A 19,506-nucleotide genomic window follows, 5' to 3' on the forward strand; every position below is an offset into this window, starting at 1 on the left:
AGCACGTGAAAGTAGAGAGGTAAGCGCCACCAGGCGCTGAAACCGGACGATCAGGCTGTATCCCGAAGCGGTTTCGCATAGTTATTATCAAACCGATGCGGGACACAGCCTGTTGAGCACTGCAAAAGATGTCAGGGCAATGCAACAATAGTTCGGGTTTCTAAGTATGGGACATATCCCCGACTTTGCTGCCAGATTCCTGATTATTTTTTATTCTTTCTTATGCCACTTTTGGGTCGATCACCATAAGCAATTGACCTGCCTGCACTTGCTGCCCAGGTTGCCGCGTCAGACTATGGATTTTTCCACTGACGGGCGCGACGATCGGGATTTCCATCTTCATTGATTCGAGAATGCCGACCGTGGCCCCCGCACTGATTTCACTGCCTTCCTCCACCAGCCATTGCCACACGCTGCCCGCCACCTGGCTCTCAACGGGATGACAACCGGCTGGCACCACACTCTCTTCGCTGCTCTGCGCTTGCAGCTGGCTATCGAAGGTAAACTGCCCTTCCGCTCGCCAGCGCGCCAACTCCTCATCAAACGCCTGCTGGCGCTGCTGCTGGAAGGCATCAATCTCCTGCGCGTGCTGCGTCAGGATCGCCTGATACTCGGCGAGGCGGAATTCACCCTGTTCCACGCGTAGCGGATAATCGCCCCACGGGAAACGCTCACGAATCTGCAGCAACTCGTCGGCATCTACCGGATAAAAGCGAATTTGATCGAAGAAGCGCAGTAACCAGGGCTGGGTAAACGCAGCTGTGGGTCGATCGCGGTTCCACATCTGCATAGTGCGTCCAACAAACTGATAGCCGCCCGGCCCTTCCATGCCGTACACGCACATATAAGCGCCGCCGATACCGACTGAATTTTCCGCCGTCCAGGTGCGCGCCGGATTGTATTTGGTGGTCACCAGGCGATGGCGCGGATCGAGTGGCGTAGCCACCGGCGCACCGAGATAGACATCGCCCAATCCCATGACCAAATAAGAGGCGCTAAATACGATCTCTTTTACCGACTCAATGCTATCCAGCCCATTGATGCGGCGAATAAATTCAATATTGCTTGGGCACCACGGCGCATTCGGTCTGACGGATTGGTCGTAGCGCACAATCGCTTCACGACAGGCCGCATCATCCCAGCTGAGTGGCAGCCAGACGGTGCGCGCAGGCACGGCCGCATCGGCCAGGCTACCCAATGCTAAATCAGCGTGCAATATTTGCGCCACTCGCTCACTTCTGCCACACATTTGTGCGTCATAATGAATTTGTAGCGAGCGGATGCCAGGCGTCAATTCCAACTGCCCCGGCAGCGGGTGCGCTTCCAGCCATTGCATCAGCGCATGCACGCGAAAACGCAACGCGATATCCAGTTGCAAATCGCCATATTCCACCAGCAGAAAACGGTCGCCCGCCGCCCGAATACAGAGCGAAGGACGTTGCTCCGTTGCCGCATGATGGTGCAGAACCGGATCAATTAAGGGCAGCGCCGCGTTCACTGTAATCGGTTGAGATTGCAGTTTGATGGTCTCGTCACGCTGCGCCTGCGCCAGTTGATCGGCGGTGGCAAGTTCGATCGGCTGGAACTGGACGCGATCGCCAGCTTTCAGCTGCCCCAGCTTCCACAGATCGGCTTCGATCACCGTTGCCGGACAAACAAATCCTCCCAGCGATGGGCCATCGGGGCCGAGGATCACCGGCATATCGCCGGTAAAATCCACGGTGCCGAAGGCGTACGCATTGTCGTGGATGTTCGAGGGATGCATGCCCGCTTCGCCGCCATCGCTGCGTGCCCAGGTCGGTTTGGGGCCGATCAGGCGAATGCCGGTGCGGCTGGAGTTGTAGTGCACTTGCCACTCAGCGGCAAAAAATTCCGCGATGTCATCATCGGTGAAGAAGGTTGGCGCGCCATGCGGACCGTAAATCACCCGCAGCTGCCAGCTGCCGTTCAGTGACGGCAGCAAATTATCCGGCAAGCTGGCCGCTGTCAGCACCTGCGGCGCGGCGAGATGCAGCACATCACCGGCGCGCAGCGCGCGTCCGGCATGACCACCAAATTTGCCGAGGGTGAAAGTGCTGCGGCTACCCAGATAGCGCGGCGTATCGAGGCCACCGGCCAGCAGCAAATAGCTGCGGCTGCCATCTCGTACTTCGCCGAGCGTCAGCGTTTGCCCGGCCTGCGCCGTCAGCCGCTGATGCATCGGTATCGTTTGTTGATCAAGCTGCGCGGCAATCGGCGCGCCGGTCAGGACAAAACTGCAGGCCTGGTTGAAGCGCAGCGTCGGGCCACGCAAGGTGATCTCCAGCCCGGCGGCCTGCGCATCATTGTCTAACAGGCGATTACCCAGCTGGAACGCGCGGCTGTCGAACGGACCGGAAGGCGGCACGCCAACATGCCAATAACCGATGCGGCCCGGCGCATCTTGCACTGTGGTTAAGGTGCCGCCGCTGAGAATATCCAGCGTTGGCGGCTGCCACTGCAGGGTGCCGAGCGTGGCGGTGATGATGCGTCCCTGCTGCACGTCCGGCAGCGTGCACAGCTGGCGCAGCCACAGCAAATTGGTTTCGATGCCGTACAGTTCGGTGGCGGACAGCGCCTGCGCCATGCTGCCTAGCGCGCTGGTACGGTCAGCGGCATGCACGATAAGTTTCGCCAACATCGGATCGTAAAATGGCGAAACCTCCATGCCGCTCTCAACGCTGCTGTCGATGCGCAGCGTAGCGCCCTCAATCGTAGTCGGGAACTGCACATGGCTGAGCAATCCCGCGCTGGGCTGGAACTGCTTAGCCGGATCTTCGGCGTAAAGCCGTACCTGAATGGCGTGACCTTGCGCGACCGGCTGCAAATCGGCCAGCGGCGGCAATCTTTGCTGCGCCAGTTCTAACATCCAGCGCACCAAATCAACGCCATACACCATTTCGGTGACGCCATGTTCCACCTGCAAGCGCGTGTTCACTTCGAGGAACCAGAACTGCTGGCTGGCATCGTCATAAACATATTCCACCGTGCCCGCGCTGCGATAGTTCACCGCCCGCGCCAGCCTTACGGCGGTGGCCTGCAACTGCGCGCGCACCACAGCGCTCAAGCCCGGTGCGGGCGTCTCTTCCAGCACCTTTTGATTGCGGCGCTGGGCCGAGCAATCACGCTCGCCGAGCGCGATGACTTCACCTGCGCCGTCGCCAAAAATCTGCACTTCGATATGGCGCGCACGCGCAATAAACTTCTCTAAAAACACGCCATCGTCGGCGAAGTTGTTGCCAGCGAGGCGCTTCACGCGGGTAAATGCCGCGTCAAGCTGTTCGGCATCGTCGCAGCGCTGCATGCCAATGCCGCCGCCGCCCGCAGTGCTTTTCAACATGACCGGATAGCCAATCTGCGCCGCCATCTGCTGCGCCTCGGCCAGCGAAGCCAGTAAGCCGCTGCCCGGCAGCAGCGGCACATTATTCTGTTCAGCCAGCGCACGCGCGCTGTGTTTCAGGCCAAAGGCCGCCATCTGCTCGGCGCTCGGCCCAAGAAAATGCACGCCCGCCGCTTCGCAGCGCGTGACAAACTCCGGATTTTCACTGAGAAAACCGTAACCGGGATGCAGCGCCTGCGCGCCGCTCTGCGCGGCTATCGCCAGCAATTTATCCTGATTGAGATAAGTGTCTCGCACCTGACCTTCACCGAGCGACCAGGCTTCATCCGCCAGACGCACATGGCGCGCATGACGGTCGGCTTCGGCGTACACGGCAATCGCCCGGATATTCATGGCTTGCAGGGTTCGAATAATGCGCACGGCAATCGCGCCACGGTTGGCAATTAATACGCGATCAATCATGACTGAATACTCTCGTTGCGGCAGGTCGTCCTGCGTAGCATTGACGGCAGAAAACGGGTCGTCCCGTTGCGTCAGAGAATCACCACACGCTGACTAAAATCGGCGTTGGGTTGTAACCGTTGCAGGGATTGTTGAGCTGCGGGCAGTTGGAGATCAGCACCAGCACGTTGATGTGCGCCAGCATCTCGACATATTTGCCCGGCGCAGAAATGCCGTCGGCAAAGGTCAATCCGCCATCCTGCGTCACCGGCACGTTCATGAAAAAGTTGATGTTGTGGGTGATGTCGCGGCGCGTCAGGCCAAACTCCGGCTGCTCCGCCACCGCCAGCATCCAGCTATCGCGGCACGAATGCATATGGCGCTTCTCCAGGTCATAGCGCACCGTGTTGCTCTCGCACGAACAAGCGCCGCCGAGCGTGTCGTGACGGCCGCAGGTATCGGCAGTGATGGTCAGCATTGGGCGATCAAAGTTCGAGCGCAGCACGCTGCCGGCCGTCAGAAAAACATTGTTTTGCCCGCGCAGCGTGTCGCTCATGCTGTAGCGTTCGGCGGTGTCATCAGCATTGAAAAACAGCGTATCGGCGGCTTGATTGCCTTCAAGATCGGTGATGCGTAGCGTTTGGCCCGCCTCGATGCGCTGCAGCCAGTAATCACCGGCATCAATTTGCTGCTGGAAGCGCGCTTCGGCTGGATTGCGCTGACTTTCAATGATCATCACATTTCTCCTTGCAGTTGATACAGCGCGTTATTGCGCAGACCGCGCTGATTCTCGTCGCGCTCGAGACACATCGCCGGCAGCGGCGCGTGTTGCGCATCCAGTTCGATCTGCACCGGCTGGCGCGGATAATCCTGCGATGCGCTGAGCGGATGCGGGCAAGTGTGCAGCAGCACCAGCGTGTCCATCGCGAAACGTAAACGCACGCTGGCACCCGCCGCGCCCTGACGTTCCAGCTGCAAAGTGCCACTGTCGTCGGCGCGCACCTGCGCAAACAGATTGAGGCAGGACGCCATATCGCGCTGGCCGAGCCCATATTTGGCCAGCTCGACGAGAAAACTGTCGTAGCCATTTTGATGGCGCAGATTGCGCGCCCGCTGATAGGTGCTGGCACCAAAACGCGCGGCGGTTTGTGCGGCATTAAGCGTGCCGCACACGCTTTCGTGCCAGCCGAAGCTGTCGTGTTCGATGCCGCAGAAAATACGTCCCATATCTGAATAGAGACAATGACCGGCGGTGAGGCGGAAAGTGTGCTGGCACTTCAGGGTGTCGGGCGCGTTATAGCGCTCCAGCAGGTTTTCCGGGTTGTAAAACAGCAGGCCGACGTTGGCGCCACCTTCGACATCGGTGAGGGTCAGCGCACTGCCGCTGCGCATCATCAGCGACCAGTGTGCGCCGCTCGGCAACAAGGTTTGATAAGGCTTCATGGTTTTCTCCTTTAGGCGACCTGCGGTTCGGATGGCTGTGCGCGATCCAGCGGCAGATCGTAAGTGATTGTCGCGCCCCAGGCTTCAGGCGCGTGCGGATCGTGGCGCAGCTTGTCGAACACCAGCAGACGCGATGCAAGGCTAAATCCCTCTTTCAAATCGTGGGTGATCATGAAAATGGTCAGGTTATGCTGCTGCCACAAACGGGTGATCAGTTGGTGCATCTCGCTACGGATGCCGGGATCGAGTGCGCCGAAGGGTTCATCGAGCAGCAAAATGCGCGGCTGCTTCATCAACGCCTGCGCCAGCGCCAGACGCTGCTGCATGCCGCCCGACAGCTGATGCGGATATTTATTCTGTGCCCGTTCAAGCCCGACTTGCGCCAGCATGGCCTGCGCGCGCTGGCGAATCGTCTGACGCTTCTTTCCCCACACGCGGCCCAGCCAACGCGCACTGCTGAACTCGTCGCCCAGCATCACGTTGCCCAGCACCGTCAGATGCGGAAACACCGAATAACGCTGAAACACCACGCCGCGATGCGCATCCGGTTCGTCGGGGATAGGTTCGCCATCCAGCAACAGCTGGCCTTTGCTGGGCGCTTCAGTGCCGAGCAGCATATTCAGGAAGGTGGTTTTGCCGCAGCCGGACGCACCGACAATCGCCACAAACTCGCCCTCTTCAACCTCGATGTTGAGGCGCTCCAGCACCACTTGCTGGCCGTAATGTTTCTCAAGGTTTTTCAGTTGCAGTAACGGCATCGCTCGCCCCTTATTTCGCGTGATACCACGGCCAGCAGCGACGGCTAATCAGCCGCAGCAACAGGTCGAGCAGGAAGGCCAGCAGCGCGATCCACGCCACGTAGGGCAGAATCACATCCATTGCCAGATAACGCCGCATCAGGAAGATGCGATAACCCAGGCCTTCTGTGGCGGCGATGGCTTCGGCGGCAATCAGAAACAGCCACGCCGACGCCAGCGACAGCCGTACCGCATCCAACAGCCGCGGCATCAGCTGCGGCAGGATCACGCGCCACAAAATCTGTGCGCTGTGCGCGCCGAGCGTCTGCGCTTTTACCAGCTGCTCGCGCGGGATCTTCTGCACCTGCAGCTGCAAATCGCGGGCAATCAGCGGCGTAATGCCGATGACAATCAGCACCACTTTCGATACTTCGCCGAGACCAAAACAGATAAACAGAATCGGCAGAATCGCCAGCGGCGGCACCAACGCAAACAGCGTCACCAGCGGCGCCAGCACCGCACGCACCACTGGCAGCGCGCCGGTGAACAGACCCAGCGCCAGCGCCAATAGCGCGCTGATCGCCACACCACACAGCAAACGCAGCAAACTGGCGGCGGTATCGCTCCACAACAGATATTCGCCGGTGCGCGGGCTGGGCTGAAACGCCATGCGGCTGATGGCGTCGCCCATGGCGTTAAAGCCCGGCAACAGCTTGTCTGCCGCATTCAGACTGAGACGCGCCTCCGACGCGAACAGATACACCAGCAGCAGCGCCAGCAGCGGCAGAATGCCCAGCAGCAAGCGCCCCAGCGGCAGCGGTTGGTAGTTGATCAACTTACGCATCGGCATCGCCTCGCTTACAGCTGCCCGGCGGCGGCCATTTTGGTGTACTCATCGGTGAAGCGCAGTTTGAGGTTACCCGCATCGCCCCAATTGCCCGCAGGCGTTGCCACGCCAACCACATCGGCGCTCGGCGCGCCCTCGCCCAGCAAACCGTGCTTAAACGAGAACTCGGCGACCATCTGCATGGTGGCTTTGAGCTGTGGGCTTTGGACGAAATCGAGGGTGGTTTTGGCATCGCTAAACAGATGCGTGGCGGCCAGCTGCTGGTCAAAGCCCGCCAGATCGGTGCCGGAAGCCTGCGCCATTTGTGTACGTGCCGCTTTAGCGCTGTCGGTTGAGCCGGACATGGTTTTCAACGTTTCATACCATGCGCCGGTCAGCGCTTTGCCGAGCTGCGGATACTTCTGCAGCGTGGCGCTGTTGACCACCAGCAGATCGAGGATTTCGCCCGGAATTTGCGTGGAAGAGAAAATCAGATGGCTGTTCGGCTGCTTCTCCGCTTCGGCGAGCAGCGGATTCCACGTAACGATAGCGTTGACGTCGGCGGTGCCGAACGCCGCCACCAAATCGGCATCGGCGGTGTTCACCACTTTGACGTCTTTCTCGCTCATGCCGGATTTCTCCAGCGCCCGCGCCAGCAGGTAATGCGAAACCGAGAGTTCGACCAGATTGATCGGCTTGCCTTTCAGCGCTGAGAGGTTGCCCGCGCCTTTTAGCAGAATGCCGTCGTTACCGTTGGAGTAATCGCCGACGATCAGCGCCGTGCTATCCACGCCGCCGGTGGCCGGAATGGTCAGCGCATCCATGTTGGTCATGGTGCAACCAGCAAAACCCCCGGCGGTGTATTGATTCACCGACTCGATATAGTCGTTAACCTGCACAAACTGGATATCGATGCCGTATTTGTCAGCCCATTTTTTGACGATGCCGCTCTGCTGCGCGTAATCCCACGGCATCCAGCCCGCGTAGATCGACCAGCAAATCTTAAAGGAGGGTTTGTCGGCGGCCAGCGTGTTGACGCTGAACAGCGTGATGGTGCAAAGCAACAGCAGGCGAAGGCAGGCTTTGATCATGATGGTTCCTCTGGCGTTAACGGACGAAAAAAAAGCAGGAGGCGGCGAGCAACGTTCTCGCTTTCCTCCCGGGCTTTTTTCCCGCCGTGTAACCGTCAGAGGACGGTCGGTCACTCTCGGACCAGCATCTTTCGACCGGAACCCTAGTGACCCATTGCAAATTGTCTGGCGACCTCGGTTGCCCGCTATCGCTCCTGCATCTGCGTTAACACATACAAAATAGATGCCAAGGTTATATCCCGCTGAAAACCATCGGTTATTCACCCACCGTGCGTCGCCGCACTGCTGGCATTGCACAGATAAGCAGCGTGCGCGCACCACCGTGAAGCAGCATGCCGGTGAGAACGTTGACGCTTCTCGCAATTCTCAACCGGCACTGAAAAAACTTTTACTTTGCGATCATGTGGTTATCACACATTGATGACACGCTAATCCGAACCAATTAAATATTGGTTCACTTCATGCCTACGCTAAGAAAGCTGCCGAATTCACCTTTCATCAGGAAAAGTGCTGGATACGCGGCGATTACCGATCTTTTTCTGATGCATAAACAGGCGAACCAATCATGAATGACACGCCAGAAACCAGCCGCAACTCCAGCACCGCACTTGAGCAACTGCGCCAGCTGATTCAGCAGCAGGAGCACACGCCCGATCGCGCGCTGCCCACCGAACGTGAGTTAGCCGAGCGGTTTGGCATCGGTCGTCGTGAAATTCGCCGGGCATTAGATGTGCTGGAAGAAGAGGGCCGCATCTGGCGTAAACAGGGCAAAGGCACCTTTGTTGGGCCCTCCGCGCCAGTGCAGCCGCTGGTGCTACAGGATCTGCCGCAGCAATCGAATCTTCTCGAAGTGATGGAAGCGCGTTTACAGCTGGAGCCGGGGCTGGCAAGTCTTGCCGCCCTGCGCGCCACCAAAGAACAAATCGCCTTAATGAATCGCCTGCTGGAGCGCATGCACGCCATCACGCCGCCTGAAGATGGCGATCAGCATGAACTGTGGGACAGCGCCTTCCATCGCGCCATCGCCGAAGCGGCGGGCAATCGCCTGATGCTCGGGCTGTTTGATGCCGTCGATGCGGTGCGCCGCGATCCCGGCTGGCAGCATTTGCGGGTGCAGGCGCGTACCCCGGCACGCCTGGATAACTATGACACCCATCATCAGCGGCTGGTGATGCACATCGCCCAGCGCCAGCCCCATGAAGCGGCAGCGGCGATGCGTGAGCATCTGCTTGCGCTGCAACAGGCGCTGATGGAAACGCTCTATTCCCGTCAGGAGGAAGCGCCATGACCGCACATCCCGTTTTATCGCTACGCAATCTGCGCGTGCAGTTTCGTGGTTCGCCGGTCACGGTACTGGATGATATTTCTCTGGAGCTACAGGCGGGAGAAACGCTGGCGCTGGTCGGTGAATCGGGCTGCGGCAAAAGCATCACCTCACTCACGTTAATGGGTTTGCAGCCTGACAGTGCGCAAATCTTGCAGGGCGACATGCTGTTTGATGGCCGCGATCTGCGCCAACTCAGCAGCAGTGAATACGCCAGCCTGCGTGGCAACCAATTGGCGATGATTTTTCAGGAACCGATGACCTCGCTTAATCCAGCCTTCACGCTAGGCGATCAGCTGAGCGAAGCGGTGATGCGCCATCGCAAAGTGAGTAAGCGCCAGGCAATGGACGCGGCGCTGGCGATTCTGCAAAAAGTGCAAATTCCAGCAGCGGAACAGCGGCTGAAAGCCTATCCGCATCAGCTCTCCGGCGGCATGCGCCAGCGCGTGATGATTGCCATGGCGCTGATCAACCAGCCAAAACTGTTGATTGCCGATGAACCCACTACCGCGCTCGACGTCACCATTCAGGCGCAAATTCTGGCGCTGTTGAACACCTTAAAACAGGAAACTGGCACCGCAGTATTGATGATCACGCATGACCTCGGCGTGGTAGCGGAAGTGGCGCAGCGCGTGGCGGTGATGTATGCCGGTCAGGTGGTGGAGAGCGGCAGCGTGGAGCGTATTTTCAACGATCCGCAGCATCCGTACACCATTGGCCTGATGGGCTCAATTCCCAGCCTGAGCGCGCGTGAAGGGGCGTTAGCCACCATTCCCGGCCAGGTGCCGTTGCCGGAAAACATGCCGGCTGGCTGCCGCTTTGCCACGCGCTGCCCCTTCGCCGAAATACGCTGCCACCAGCATCGTCCGGCGTTGCGCGCACTGGCGAACGATCATCAGGTGGCCTGTTTCCGCGCTCCGTTAGAGCAACACGTCATGCTGGGAGAAAGTGCATGAAGCCGATTTTAGAGTGCCGCGATTTAAGCAAAACCTTCTCCACGGGCAACCGGCTGTTTTCACGCAATCGCGGCGTGACGGCGGTCGATCGCGTTGCGCTACAGGTGATGCCGGGCGAAACGCTGGCGATTGTCGGCGAATCCGGTTCCGGTAAATCGACGCTGGGACGTTTGCTACTGCGTTTATTAGCCGCCAGCGCCGGCGACGTGTTCTATCAGGGTGAAAGCATCACCGATGCCAGCGGCGCGCGACTCAATCAGCTGCGTCGCGAATTGCAGATTATCTTTCAGGATCCGTTTGCCTCGCTCAATCCGCGCATGACGGTGCAGCAGATTGTGGGCGAACCTTTGTGGCTGCATGAAAAGATGAGCCGCGATCAGCGCCACGCGCGCGTCGCCGAACTGCTGCGCACCGTTGGCCTGCCTGCGGCCTGGGCCGAACGTTACCCGCACGAGTTTTCAGGCGGTCAGCGCCAGCGCATTGGTATTGCCCGCGCGCTGGCCTCACAGCCGAAATTACTGCTCGGCGATGAGCCGGTTTCAGCGCTGGATGTGTCCGTGCAGGCGCAGGTGGTGAATCTGCTTGAGAGCCTGAAACAGCAGTTTGGCCTGACGATGGTGATCGTGGCGCACGGTTTGGCGGTGATCCGCCATATGAGCGATCGCGTGGCGGTGATGTATCTCGGTCAGATTGTCGAACTGGCCAGCGTCGATGAGATTTTTGATGCGCCGCTCCATCCTTATACGCAAGCGTTGATTGCCTCCGCGCCACAAATGCAGCCGGGCGTCAGTCGCACCATCCCAATGCTGCAGGGTGATTTGCCCAACCCTGCAGATCCCCCGAGCGGCTGCCGTTTTCATACCCGTTGTCCCTATGCCACAGCGGAATGTCGCCAGTTTGAACCGATTAATCAGGTGCTGAGCGGCGGCCGTCAAATTGCCTGTCACCGCTGGCAGGAGATTAATCGCGATCGCAGCGTCATCACCCTTGCGCCACCTTCCGCCGCTTTTTTACGTCGCCGCGCCCTGTTTGAGCAGGCGGTGAATCAGCAAGCCTAACCTCTGGAGATACACCGTGAAGCAAGCTCGTCATACGTTATTAACCGCCCTCAGCGGTCTGTTACTGCTCGGGGCTAGCGCCCACAGCCAGGCTGACAGCGTGATTCGCATCGGCCTGGGCGCCGATCCCGACATGCTCGATCCGCATCTGGCGCGCACCTATTACGGCCGTTTTGTGTTTGCGGCCATGTGCGATCGTTTGGTCGATGTTGACCAAAACCTCAAAGTGGTACCGGGTCTCGCCACCGATTGGGCGTGGAGCGAGGACGGCAAAACGCTGACCATGAATCTGCGCAGCGGCGTGACCTTCCACGATGGCGAAAAATTTGATGCGCAAGCGGTGAAATTCAATATCGAACGTGCGCAAACGCTGCCGGGTTCGCTGCGCAAAAGTGAAATCTCCTCGATTGAAAGCGTGGAAGTGAGCGGCCCGATGCAGGTGAAGTTCCACCTGAAAAACCCGGATGCGGCGCTGCTGAGCCAGCTGACCGACCGCGCCGGAGCCATGCTGGCACCGGAAGCGGCGAAAAAGCCCGATTTCGCCGCTCATCCGGTCTGCTCTGGCCCGTATCAGTTCGACAGCCGTGTTCAGCAGGATCGCATCGTGCTGAAGCGCTATGACAATTACTGGAATAAAGGCGCCTATCACTTCGATAAGGTGATTTTCCTGCCGATCCCGGATGCTTCAGTGCGCCTCGCGAACCTGCGTGCGGGCGATTTGGATCTCACCGAAGGCGTGGCCGCCAGCGATGTGAAAACCGTTGAAGCCGATAGCAAACTGGCGCTGGCAAAAGTCACAGGTCTTGGTTATCAGGGCATCACTTTCAATATCAACAACGGCAAAGTCGATGCTAATAGTCCGCTGAAAGATGCGCGGGTGCGTGAAGCGTTCTCACTGGCGATTGACCGTGATGCGCTGAATCAGGTGGCGTTTGAAGGCTTGTATACGCCAGCCAATCAGGCGTTTTCACCGGTCAGCGCGTATCACGTCAAAACACCGATCGCACCGCGCGATGTTGAGAAAGCCAAAGCACTGCTGAAGGCTGCGGGTGTTACCACACCGCTGAATCTGACGCTGCTGGTCAGCAATAACCCGACCGCGCAGCAGGTGGGCCAGGTGATTCAGGCGATGGTCGGTGAAGCCGGTTTCAACCTCAATCTGCAAATGAGTGAGTTCGCCACCCTGTTGGATCGCCAGCAGCGCGGGGATTATCAGCTTAGCCTGTCGGGTTGGTCTGGTCGTCCGGATCCGGACGGCAGCATCTATTCGTTTATTAACAGCAAAGGCACGCTCAATGACGGACGCTACAGCAATGCGCAGGTCGATGAGTGGCTGAATGCCGCGCGTCTCACCAACGACCAGGCACAGCGTCAGGCGCTCTACACCCAGGTGGTGAACCAACTGCAAAGCGATATGCCGATTGCTTACCTCTACTTTGAGCCACGCATTTTTGGCATGTCGAAAAAACTGCAGGGCTTCAAAGCCTGGCCGGACGGATTGGTACGTTTGGCTGGCGTAAGTCTGGCGCAGTAAACCGCTAAGGAGCGAGGATGCTGGAACTGATTGTAAAACGGCTATTGCTGGCCATTCCGACGCTGCTGCTGGTGAGCATTATGGTGTTCGCACTGCAAAAGCTGCTGCCGGGCGATCCGGTGCTGGCGATGGCGGGCGAAGAGCGCGATCCAGCGGTTATCGCCCAGCTGCGGGCGGAATATCATCTGGACGATCCGATTCCCGCGCAATATTTCGCCTGGATGGGTAATGCGCTAACCGGCGATTTGGGCATGTCGCTGCGCACCAAAGAGCCGGTGACGGCGCTGATCGCCAGCAAATTGCCGGTCACGCTGGAATTGTCATTGCTGGCGATGATTATCGCGCTGGTGATTGGCATCAGCATGGGCATCATCGCCGCAGTGCGCAAAGACAGTTGGGTCGATCACACCACCAACTTTGTCGCGCTTTCCGGGATTTCAGTGCCTCACTTCTGGCTCGGTATTCTGCTGATTCTGCTGTTCTCCGTGCACCTGCAATGGCTGCCGGCATCGGGTTTTGTGCCGGTTAGCGAAGATGTGGCGCAGAACCTGAAAACGCTGCTGCTGCCAGCGCTGGTGCTCGGCACCGGACTGGCCGCCACGTTAATGCGCCACACTCGCGCTTCAATGATCGCCGTGCTGAAAGCGGATTACATTCGCACCGCACGCGCCAAAGGGCTGCTGGCAAAGAAAGTGGTGCTCAAGCATGCGTTGCGTAATGCGCTGATGCCGATTGTTACTCTTACCACGCTGCTGTTTGGCGAGTTGCTGGGTGGCGCGGTGCTGACCGAGCAGGTCTTCACGCTGCCCGGCTTTGGCAAGATGATTGTCGATGCGGTATTCAACCGTGATTACGCCGTGGTGCAAGGCGTGGTGCTGGTGGTGGCGATTGGCTTCTTGCTGCTCAATCTGCTGGCTGATGTGCTCTATATGATCATTAACCCGAAAATGCGAGGCTGACCATGAGCGAGGTATTAACCGCTGGCGCACTGCCTGCAGTGGCAAAGCCGAATCGTCGGGTGCTGAAAAAGTTTCTGCGTAATAAAAGTGCGCTGATTGGTGCGGTGATTGTGCTGCTGTTTGTCGCCGTGGCGCTGCTGGCACCGTGGCTGGCACCGTTTGATCCCATCAAAGCCAATTTCCTTGCGGTGCGTAAAGCACCTACGGTGCTGCACTGGTTTGGCACCGATGAGCTGGGGCGCGATATTTTGTCTCGCCTGGTGTGGGGCGCCCGTACTTCGCTGCTGGCGGGCTGCATTTCGGTGCTGATCGCCATTCTGATTGGTGTGCCGCTTGGGTTGATTGCCGGTTACTGGCAAGGCTGGTGCGACGGCATTATTTCGCGCTTTATCGAAGCGCTGCTGGCATGCCCGTTTCTGATTCTGGCAATCGCGCTGGGAGCGTTTCTCGGCCCGAGCTTATCAAACGCTATGATTGCCATCGGTTTATCTGCGATGCCGATTTTCGCGCGCTTGACGCGCGGCCAGGTGATCGCCATACGCCACGAAGAGTACATTGACGGCGCGCGAGCGATTGGCCTGCCCGATCGCTGGATCATCCTGCGTTACGTGCTGCCCAATGTGCTGTCGCCAATTCTGGTGCAGGCCACGCTGGCGATTGCTTCGGCGATCATTACGAAGCCAGCCTCTCATTCCTTGGCCTCGGCCAGCAACCGCCCTCGCCTTCATGGGGCGCGATGCTGAATACCGCCAAAGGCTTTCTCGAACAGGCGCCGTGGATGTCGATTTTCCCCGGACTGGCTATTTTTCTCACCGTGCAGGGCTTCAACCTGCTGGGCGACGGTTTGCGCGACGCGCTCGACCCACGTGATGACTCACACTAAGGAACGATCATGAGTGAACTGGATTTTAACGTCAGCTATGCCTCACACCGCGTACCGATGATGGGACGCAACGCGGTTGCCACTTCGCAGCCGCTGGCGGCGCAAGCCGGGATGCGTATGTTGCAACAGGGCGGCAATGCGGTAGATGCGGCGATTGCCAGTGCAATGGCATTGACCGTGCTGGAGCCTAGCGGCAACGGACTCGGCAGTGACGCCTTTGCGATTATCTGGGATGGCAAACAGCTGCACGGTTTGAATGCCTCGGGCCGCTCGCCCACCGCATGGAACCCGGAACGCTTTGCCGGACGCGATGCCATGCCGGAAATTGGCTGGGAAGCGGTCACCGTGCCGGGCGCGGTTTCGGCGTGGGTCGAGCTGGCCGAACGCTTTGGCACGCTGCCGCTCACCACGCTAGCGCAACCGGCCATTGAATACGCGCGCGATGGTTTCCCGGTTTCACCGCTGATTGGTCATCTATGGCAGCGCGCCTACCACAAGCTGAAAGATCAGCCCGGCTTCGTCGAGTGCTTTGCGCCTGATGGACGACCGCCGCGTGCCGGCGAGCTGTTCCGTAATCCGGCGCAAGCCGAAACGCTGCAAAAAATCGCCGAAACGCGCGGTGAAGCCTTCTATCGTGGCGAGCTGGCTGAAAAGATAGTGGCGTTTGCTGAGCAGCATGGTGCGGCGCTGAGCCTTGATGATCTGAAAAATCATCGCGCCGACTGGGTAGAATTGTTATCGCGCCCTTTTGCGGGCGGATCGGTGCAGGAATTGCCGCCGAACGGTCAGGGCATTGCCACCCTGATTGCGCTGGGCATTCTTGAGCAGTGGGATATTGGTCGCTATGAACCGGATTCGGTGCCGTGGCTGCATCTGTCGATTGAAGCGATGAAGCTGGCGCTGGCCGATCTGGATCGCTATGTCAGCGATTACGATCACCTCGAGTTCCCGGCAGAATTGCTTCTCAGTGATGAGTATTTAAAACAGCGCGCGCAGTTGATTAATCCCGATCGGGCCGGAGATTTTACCTTTGGCTCCCCGCAGCAGAGCGGCACGGTTTATCTTTCTACCGCTGATGCCAGCGGCATGATGGTGTCCTTTATACAGTCAAACTACATGGGCTTCGGTTCTGGCGTAGTGGTGCCGGGCACCGGCATTAGCCTGCAAAATCGTGGCTGCGGTTTCTCGCTCGATCCGCAGCATCCCAATGTGGTGGCCGGCGGCAAACGTCCGTTCCACACCATCATTCCGGCATTTGCCCTCGACGGTGACGGCCAGCCGCTGATGTCGTTTGGCGTGATGGGCGGCCCGATGCAGGCGCAAGGTCATTTGCAGATGGCGCTGCGCATCATGCAGCATAAGCAAAACCCGCAGGCAGCGATTGATGCACCGCGCTGGCGCGTTGAGCAAGGACGTGCGGTGGTGGTTGAACCCGGCATCGACCGTAACGTGCTGGCGAAGCTGCGCGAGATGGGGCACCAGATTACGCTGGAAGATCCTTTGCTTGGCTATAACTTCGGCGGTGCGCAGGCGATTGTGCGCGATCCGCAAGGCTTCTATATCGCCGCCACTGAAAGCCGTAAGGATGGGCAGGCGCTGGTGTTTTGATTTAACGTGTTAAAACGGTCACCATAATGGGTGACCCTGGAATTCCACCATTTCCTTATTGGGTGCGCATTTATGCGCACCAGGCAAACGCCGCCCGTTGTACCCGTCAGGCCATTGCACTATTCTTTAGGACCATTCCCATCGAATCGAATTAGCCATAACAGGAGTTCATCATGGCGTCAGGAATTTCTCGCATCTGGATGCGTACCGGCATGCTGATGGTCAGCGCGTTAGTGGTGCTGCAACTCACAGCCTGCGGTGACAAAGAGGGCGATCAGCGTAAAGCGTTCAGTGACTTCCTTCAAAACACGGTGATGCGCAGCGGCGAACATCTGCCAAGCCTGAGTGAAAACCAAAAGCAAACCTTCGGCAATTACGCCAGCGACTACGCCATCCTTTATGGCTTCTCGCAGCAGACCAATCAGGCGATTGAGCAAGGCATGCGCCCGGTGGTTGATGAGTTAGCGGCGATTCGTGTACCACAGGATTACCTCACGCGTCGCGATAGCCTGCGCCAGGCCAGCGGCAATCTGAGCGTGCTGACCCAGCAGATTCAGAGCGCCAAAATGCAGGCGGACAGCAGCAAAGCCACCCTGAAGCAGCCGGATGACCTGAAGAAAGTGTATGACGCGGCCTACGTCAAAGTCGTGACGCAGCCAGCGAGCACGCTGATTCCGCTGCTGCCACAGCTGCAGGCGCTGAGCCAGGCAGCCGTGCAAACCGGCGACTATCTGCAATCGCAAGGCACGCGTGTAACCTTCAACGATGGCGGCGTACAGTTCCCAACCCAGGATCAGGCAACGCAATACAACACGCTGATGAGCAATCTCTCCAGCAACGCGCAAGCGCTGACGCAAGCGCAAAATGCGGTGCAAGGCGGGTTGTAACAGCCGAACTATTTTAGTGGTCGCCATCAATGGCGACCCTGAAAGTCTGTTGTCCCTTTCCAGAATTTCGTCACTTCCTTACAGCTCACTTGTCTGCTGCAGCATATTGTGATCTGGCGCATTTTCGACCAAAAATAGTTTGTGACATTGATCACACTTACACAACAAAGCGCCCACCTTAAAAGGTGACTTAAGTCACATTCATCGCCTTGTTTTGCTTAATTTTTCGGCATCGTTGCTTTCTTACAGCGCCTTTTTGTGATCGATGTCACCTTATTGCCCCCCAACCACCCCAGCTTAGCGTGATCTGCATCACACTTAGGTGCAGCTCTACGCAGCGTAATAAACTAGTGCTAGAGTCCGCGTGCATACAGTAATGCCACGGCCCCCGCCGTAACGTTCAAACAAAAACAAACGCGCTCTCTTATTGCAGCGCGTCTCAATAAGGGGTGGGTTTATGTCCTCATCAGTAAAGGTCAAGGTTCAGAGCTTTGGTCGCTTTCTGAGTAATATGGTGATGCCTAACATCGGTGCGTTTATCGCATGGGGTATCATCACTGCGCTGTTCATCCCAACCGGATGGATTCCAAACGAAACGCTGGCGAAACTCGTCGGCCCAATGATCACCTACCTGCTGCCGCTGCTGATTGGTTTCACCGGTGGACGTCTGGTTGGCGGCGATCGCGGTGGCGTGGTCGGTGCGATCACCACCATGGGCGTGATTGTCGGTGCCGATATGCCGATGTTCCTCGGCTCCATGATTGCCGGCCCGCTGGGCGGCTGGGCAATCAAATCCTTTGACCGCGTTGTTGATGGCAAGATCAAAAGCGGCTTCGAGATGCTGGTTAACAACTTCTCGGCCGGTATCATTGGTATGCTGCTGGCGCTGCTGGCGTTTGTCGCTATCGGTCCACTGGTTGAAGGCCTGTCACACATTCTCGCCGCGGGCGTGAATCTGATGGTGCAGAACAACCTGCTGCCGCTGACCTCAATCTTTGTTGAACCGGCGAAAATCCTGTTCCTCAATAACGCCATCAACCACGGTATCTTCTCTCCGCTGGGTATCCAGCAGGCGAGCGAGGCGGGCAAATCAATCTTCTTCCTGATTGAAGCCAACCCTGGTCCGGGTATGGGCGTGCTGGTTGCCTACATGGTATTTGGCCGCGGTAGCGCCAAACAATCTGCAGGCGGTGCAGCGATCATCCACTTCCTTGGTGGTATCCACGAAATTTACTTCCCATACGTGCTGATGGCGCCGCGTCTGTTGCTGGCGGTTATTCTCGGCGGTATGACTGGCGTATTCACCCTGACACTGCTGAACGGCGGCCTGGTCTCTCCGGCTTCTCCAGGTTCCATCCTGGCGGTGCTGGCGATGACGCCAAAAGGCGCTTACTTCGCGAATATCGCTGCCATTATCGCTGCGTTTGCCGTCTCCTTTGTGGTCTCAGCTATCCTGCTGAAAACCAGCAAAGTGAAAGAAGATGACGATATCGAAGCGGCGACGCAGCGCATGCAGGATATGAAAGCGCAGTCAAAAGGTCAGGCTGTTGCCGGTTCGCCAGTCGCTGGCGATGCGATGAGCGTTGACCTGAACCACGTGCGTAAAATCATCGTAGCCTGTGACGCCGGTATGGGTTCAAGTGCGATGGGTGCAGGCGTGCTGCGTAAGAAAGTGCAGGACGCAGGTCTGAGCAATATCTCTGTCACCAACACGGCGATTAACTCGCTGCCGGGCGACGTTGATCTGGTGATTACCCACCGCGATCTGACCGAACGTGCAATGCGTCAGGCGCCGCAGGCGCAGCACATTTCGCTGAACAACTTCCTCGATAGCGCGCTGTACAGCAACCTGACCGAACGTCTGGTGGCCGCTAACCGCAGCGAAGCGCGTCGTGAAACCGTGCAGACCACGCTGGCTGACAGCTACGACGAAGGCAATGCGCACCTATTCAAACTGGGTGCAGACAACGTGTTCCTTGGTCTGAGTGCCACCCATAAAGAGCAGGCGATTCGCTTTGCGGGTGAGCAGCTGGTGAAAGGCGGCTACGTGCAGCCGGAATATGTTGAAGCGATGCTGGAACGCGAAAAGCTGACGCCAACTTACCTCGGTGAATCCATTGCTGTGCCACACGGTACTGTAGAAGCGAAAGACCGCGTGCTGAAAACCGGCGTGGTGTTCTGCCAGTATCCGGCGGGCGTGCAGTTTGGTGATGAACCAGAAGACGTGGCGCGTTTGGTGATTGGTATCGCCGCTCGCAATAACGAGCACATTCAGGTGATTACCAGCCTGACCAACGCGCTGGATGATGACAGCGTGATTGAGAAGCTGGCCAATACCACCAGCGTGCAGGACGTGTTGGATCTGCTCTCGGGCAGCACCGTCAAAGCGTAATACCCCGTT

General features: G+C 58.2%; 14 protein-coding genes, 1 pseudogene and 1 riboswitch. Of the genes and pseudogenes, 9 read left to right on the top strand and 6 right to left on the bottom strand.

Annotation, left to right across the window (positions count from 1 at the left end; genetic code table 11):
* Window positions 1-220: 220 nt before the first annotated feature.
* The 6 genes from uca to MWH02_RS14995 form a co-directional block, all read right to left on the bottom strand.
* Entirely contained in the window at window positions 221-3,820 is a 3,600-nt protein-coding gene (uca, locus tag MWH02_RS14970; RefSeq protein ID WP_271460925.1) for an urea carboxylase, read from the bottom strand.
* Between the two features lie 79 nt (window positions 3,821-3,899).
* Window positions 3,900-4,535 (bottom strand): urea amidolyase associated protein UAAP2, encoded by a 636-nt coding sequence (locus MWH02_RS14975; RefSeq protein ID WP_101763810.1) that lies wholly within the window; start codon window positions 4,533-4,535, stop codon window positions 3,900-3,902.
* Window positions 4,535-5,242 (bottom strand): urea amidolyase associated protein UAAP1, encoded by a 708-nt coding sequence (locus MWH02_RS14980; RefSeq protein WP_271460926.1) that lies wholly within the window; start codon window positions 5,240-5,242, stop codon window positions 4,535-4,537. Before MWH02_RS14980 ends, MWH02_RS14975 begins: the two co-directional genes overlap by 1 nt.
* A gap of 11 nt (window positions 5,243-5,253) precedes the next feature.
* A complete protein-coding gene (locus MWH02_RS14985; protein ID WP_217549597.1) occupies window positions 5,254-6,000 on the bottom strand; it encodes an ABC transporter ATP-binding protein in 747 nt (248 codons plus the stop codon).
* Window positions 6,001-6,010: 10 nt separating this feature from the next.
* A complete protein-coding gene (locus MWH02_RS14990) occupies window positions 6,011-6,823 on the bottom strand; it encodes an ABC transporter permease (protein ID WP_101763813.1) in 813 nt (270 codons plus the stop codon).
* Window positions 6,824-6,837: 14 nt separating this feature from the next.
* Entirely contained in the window at window positions 6,838-7,896 is a 1,059-nt protein-coding gene (locus MWH02_RS14995) for a putative urea ABC transporter substrate-binding protein (RefSeq protein WP_271460927.1), read from the bottom strand.
* A 63-nt stretch (window positions 7,897-7,959) separates the two neighbouring features.
* A riboswitch (guanidine-I (ykkC/yxkD leader) is annotated at window positions 7,960-8,054 on the bottom strand.
* Window positions 8,055-8,461: 407 nt separating this feature from the next.
* Here MWH02_RS14995 and MWH02_RS15000 point away from each other — a divergent pair.
* The 9 genes and pseudogenes from MWH02_RS15000 to MWH02_RS15040 all read left to right on the top strand — a co-directional run bounded on the left by MWH02_RS15000 (window position 8,462) and on the right by MWH02_RS15040 (window position 19,497).
* The gene (locus tag MWH02_RS15000) at window positions 8,462-9,184 is read left to right on the top strand and encodes a FadR/GntR family transcriptional regulator (RefSeq protein ID WP_110867883.1); all 723 of its coding nucleotides are present in this window, start codon (window positions 8,462-8,464) and stop codon (window positions 9,182-9,184) included.
* Window positions 9,181-10,176 (top strand): ABC transporter ATP-binding protein, encoded by a 996-nt coding sequence (locus MWH02_RS15005; protein WP_271460928.1) that lies wholly within the window; start codon window positions 9,181-9,183, stop codon window positions 10,174-10,176. The genes MWH02_RS15000 and MWH02_RS15005 overlap by 4 nt, the downstream gene beginning before the upstream one ends.
* Window positions 10,173-11,234, top strand: a complete 1,062-nt coding sequence (locus MWH02_RS15010) for an ABC transporter ATP-binding protein (RefSeq protein WP_101763817.1) — start codon at window positions 10,173-10,175, stop codon at window positions 11,232-11,234. The genes MWH02_RS15005 and MWH02_RS15010 overlap by 4 nt, the downstream gene beginning before the upstream one ends.
* A gap of 16 nt (window positions 11,235-11,250) precedes the next feature.
* Window positions 11,251-12,768: an ABC transporter substrate-binding protein gene (locus tag MWH02_RS15015; protein WP_192236854.1), complete on the top strand. Its 1,518-nt coding sequence runs from the start codon at window positions 11,251-11,253 to the stop codon at window positions 12,766-12,768.
* Window positions 12,769-12,785: 17 nt separating this feature from the next.
* Complete coding sequence (locus tag MWH02_RS15020; RefSeq protein WP_137384873.1) at window positions 12,786-13,727, top strand: ABC transporter permease; 942 nt, start codon at window positions 12,786-12,788, stop codon at window positions 13,725-13,727.
* 2 nt (window positions 13,728-13,729) lie between these two features.
* Window positions 13,730-14,610 (top strand): annotated as a pseudogene (locus MWH02_RS15025) (ABC transporter permease).
* 9 nt (window positions 14,611-14,619) lie between these two features.
* Window positions 14,620-16,218, top strand: coding sequence for a gamma-glutamyltransferase family protein (locus tag MWH02_RS15030; protein ID WP_271460929.1), 1,599 nt, complete (start codon window positions 14,620-14,622; stop codon window positions 16,216-16,218).
* A 173-nt stretch (window positions 16,219-16,391) separates the two neighbouring features.
* Complete coding sequence (locus tag MWH02_RS15035; protein ID WP_110867877.1) at window positions 16,392-17,105, top strand: DUF3053 domain-containing protein; 714 nt, start codon at window positions 16,392-16,394, stop codon at window positions 17,103-17,105.
* A 457-nt stretch (window positions 17,106-17,562) separates the two neighbouring features.
* Window positions 17,563-19,497, top strand: a complete 1,935-nt coding sequence (locus MWH02_RS15040) for a PTS mannitol transporter subunit IICBA (protein WP_222213160.1) — start codon at window positions 17,563-17,565, stop codon at window positions 19,495-19,497.
* Window positions 19,498-19,506: the final 9 nt, after the last annotated feature.

It is taken from the genome of Pantoea leporis (genome assembly GCF_028048155.1).
In the GTDB taxonomy this organism is placed as follows: domain Bacteria; phylum Pseudomonadota; class Gammaproteobacteria; order Enterobacterales; family Enterobacteriaceae; genus Pantoea; species Pantoea leporis.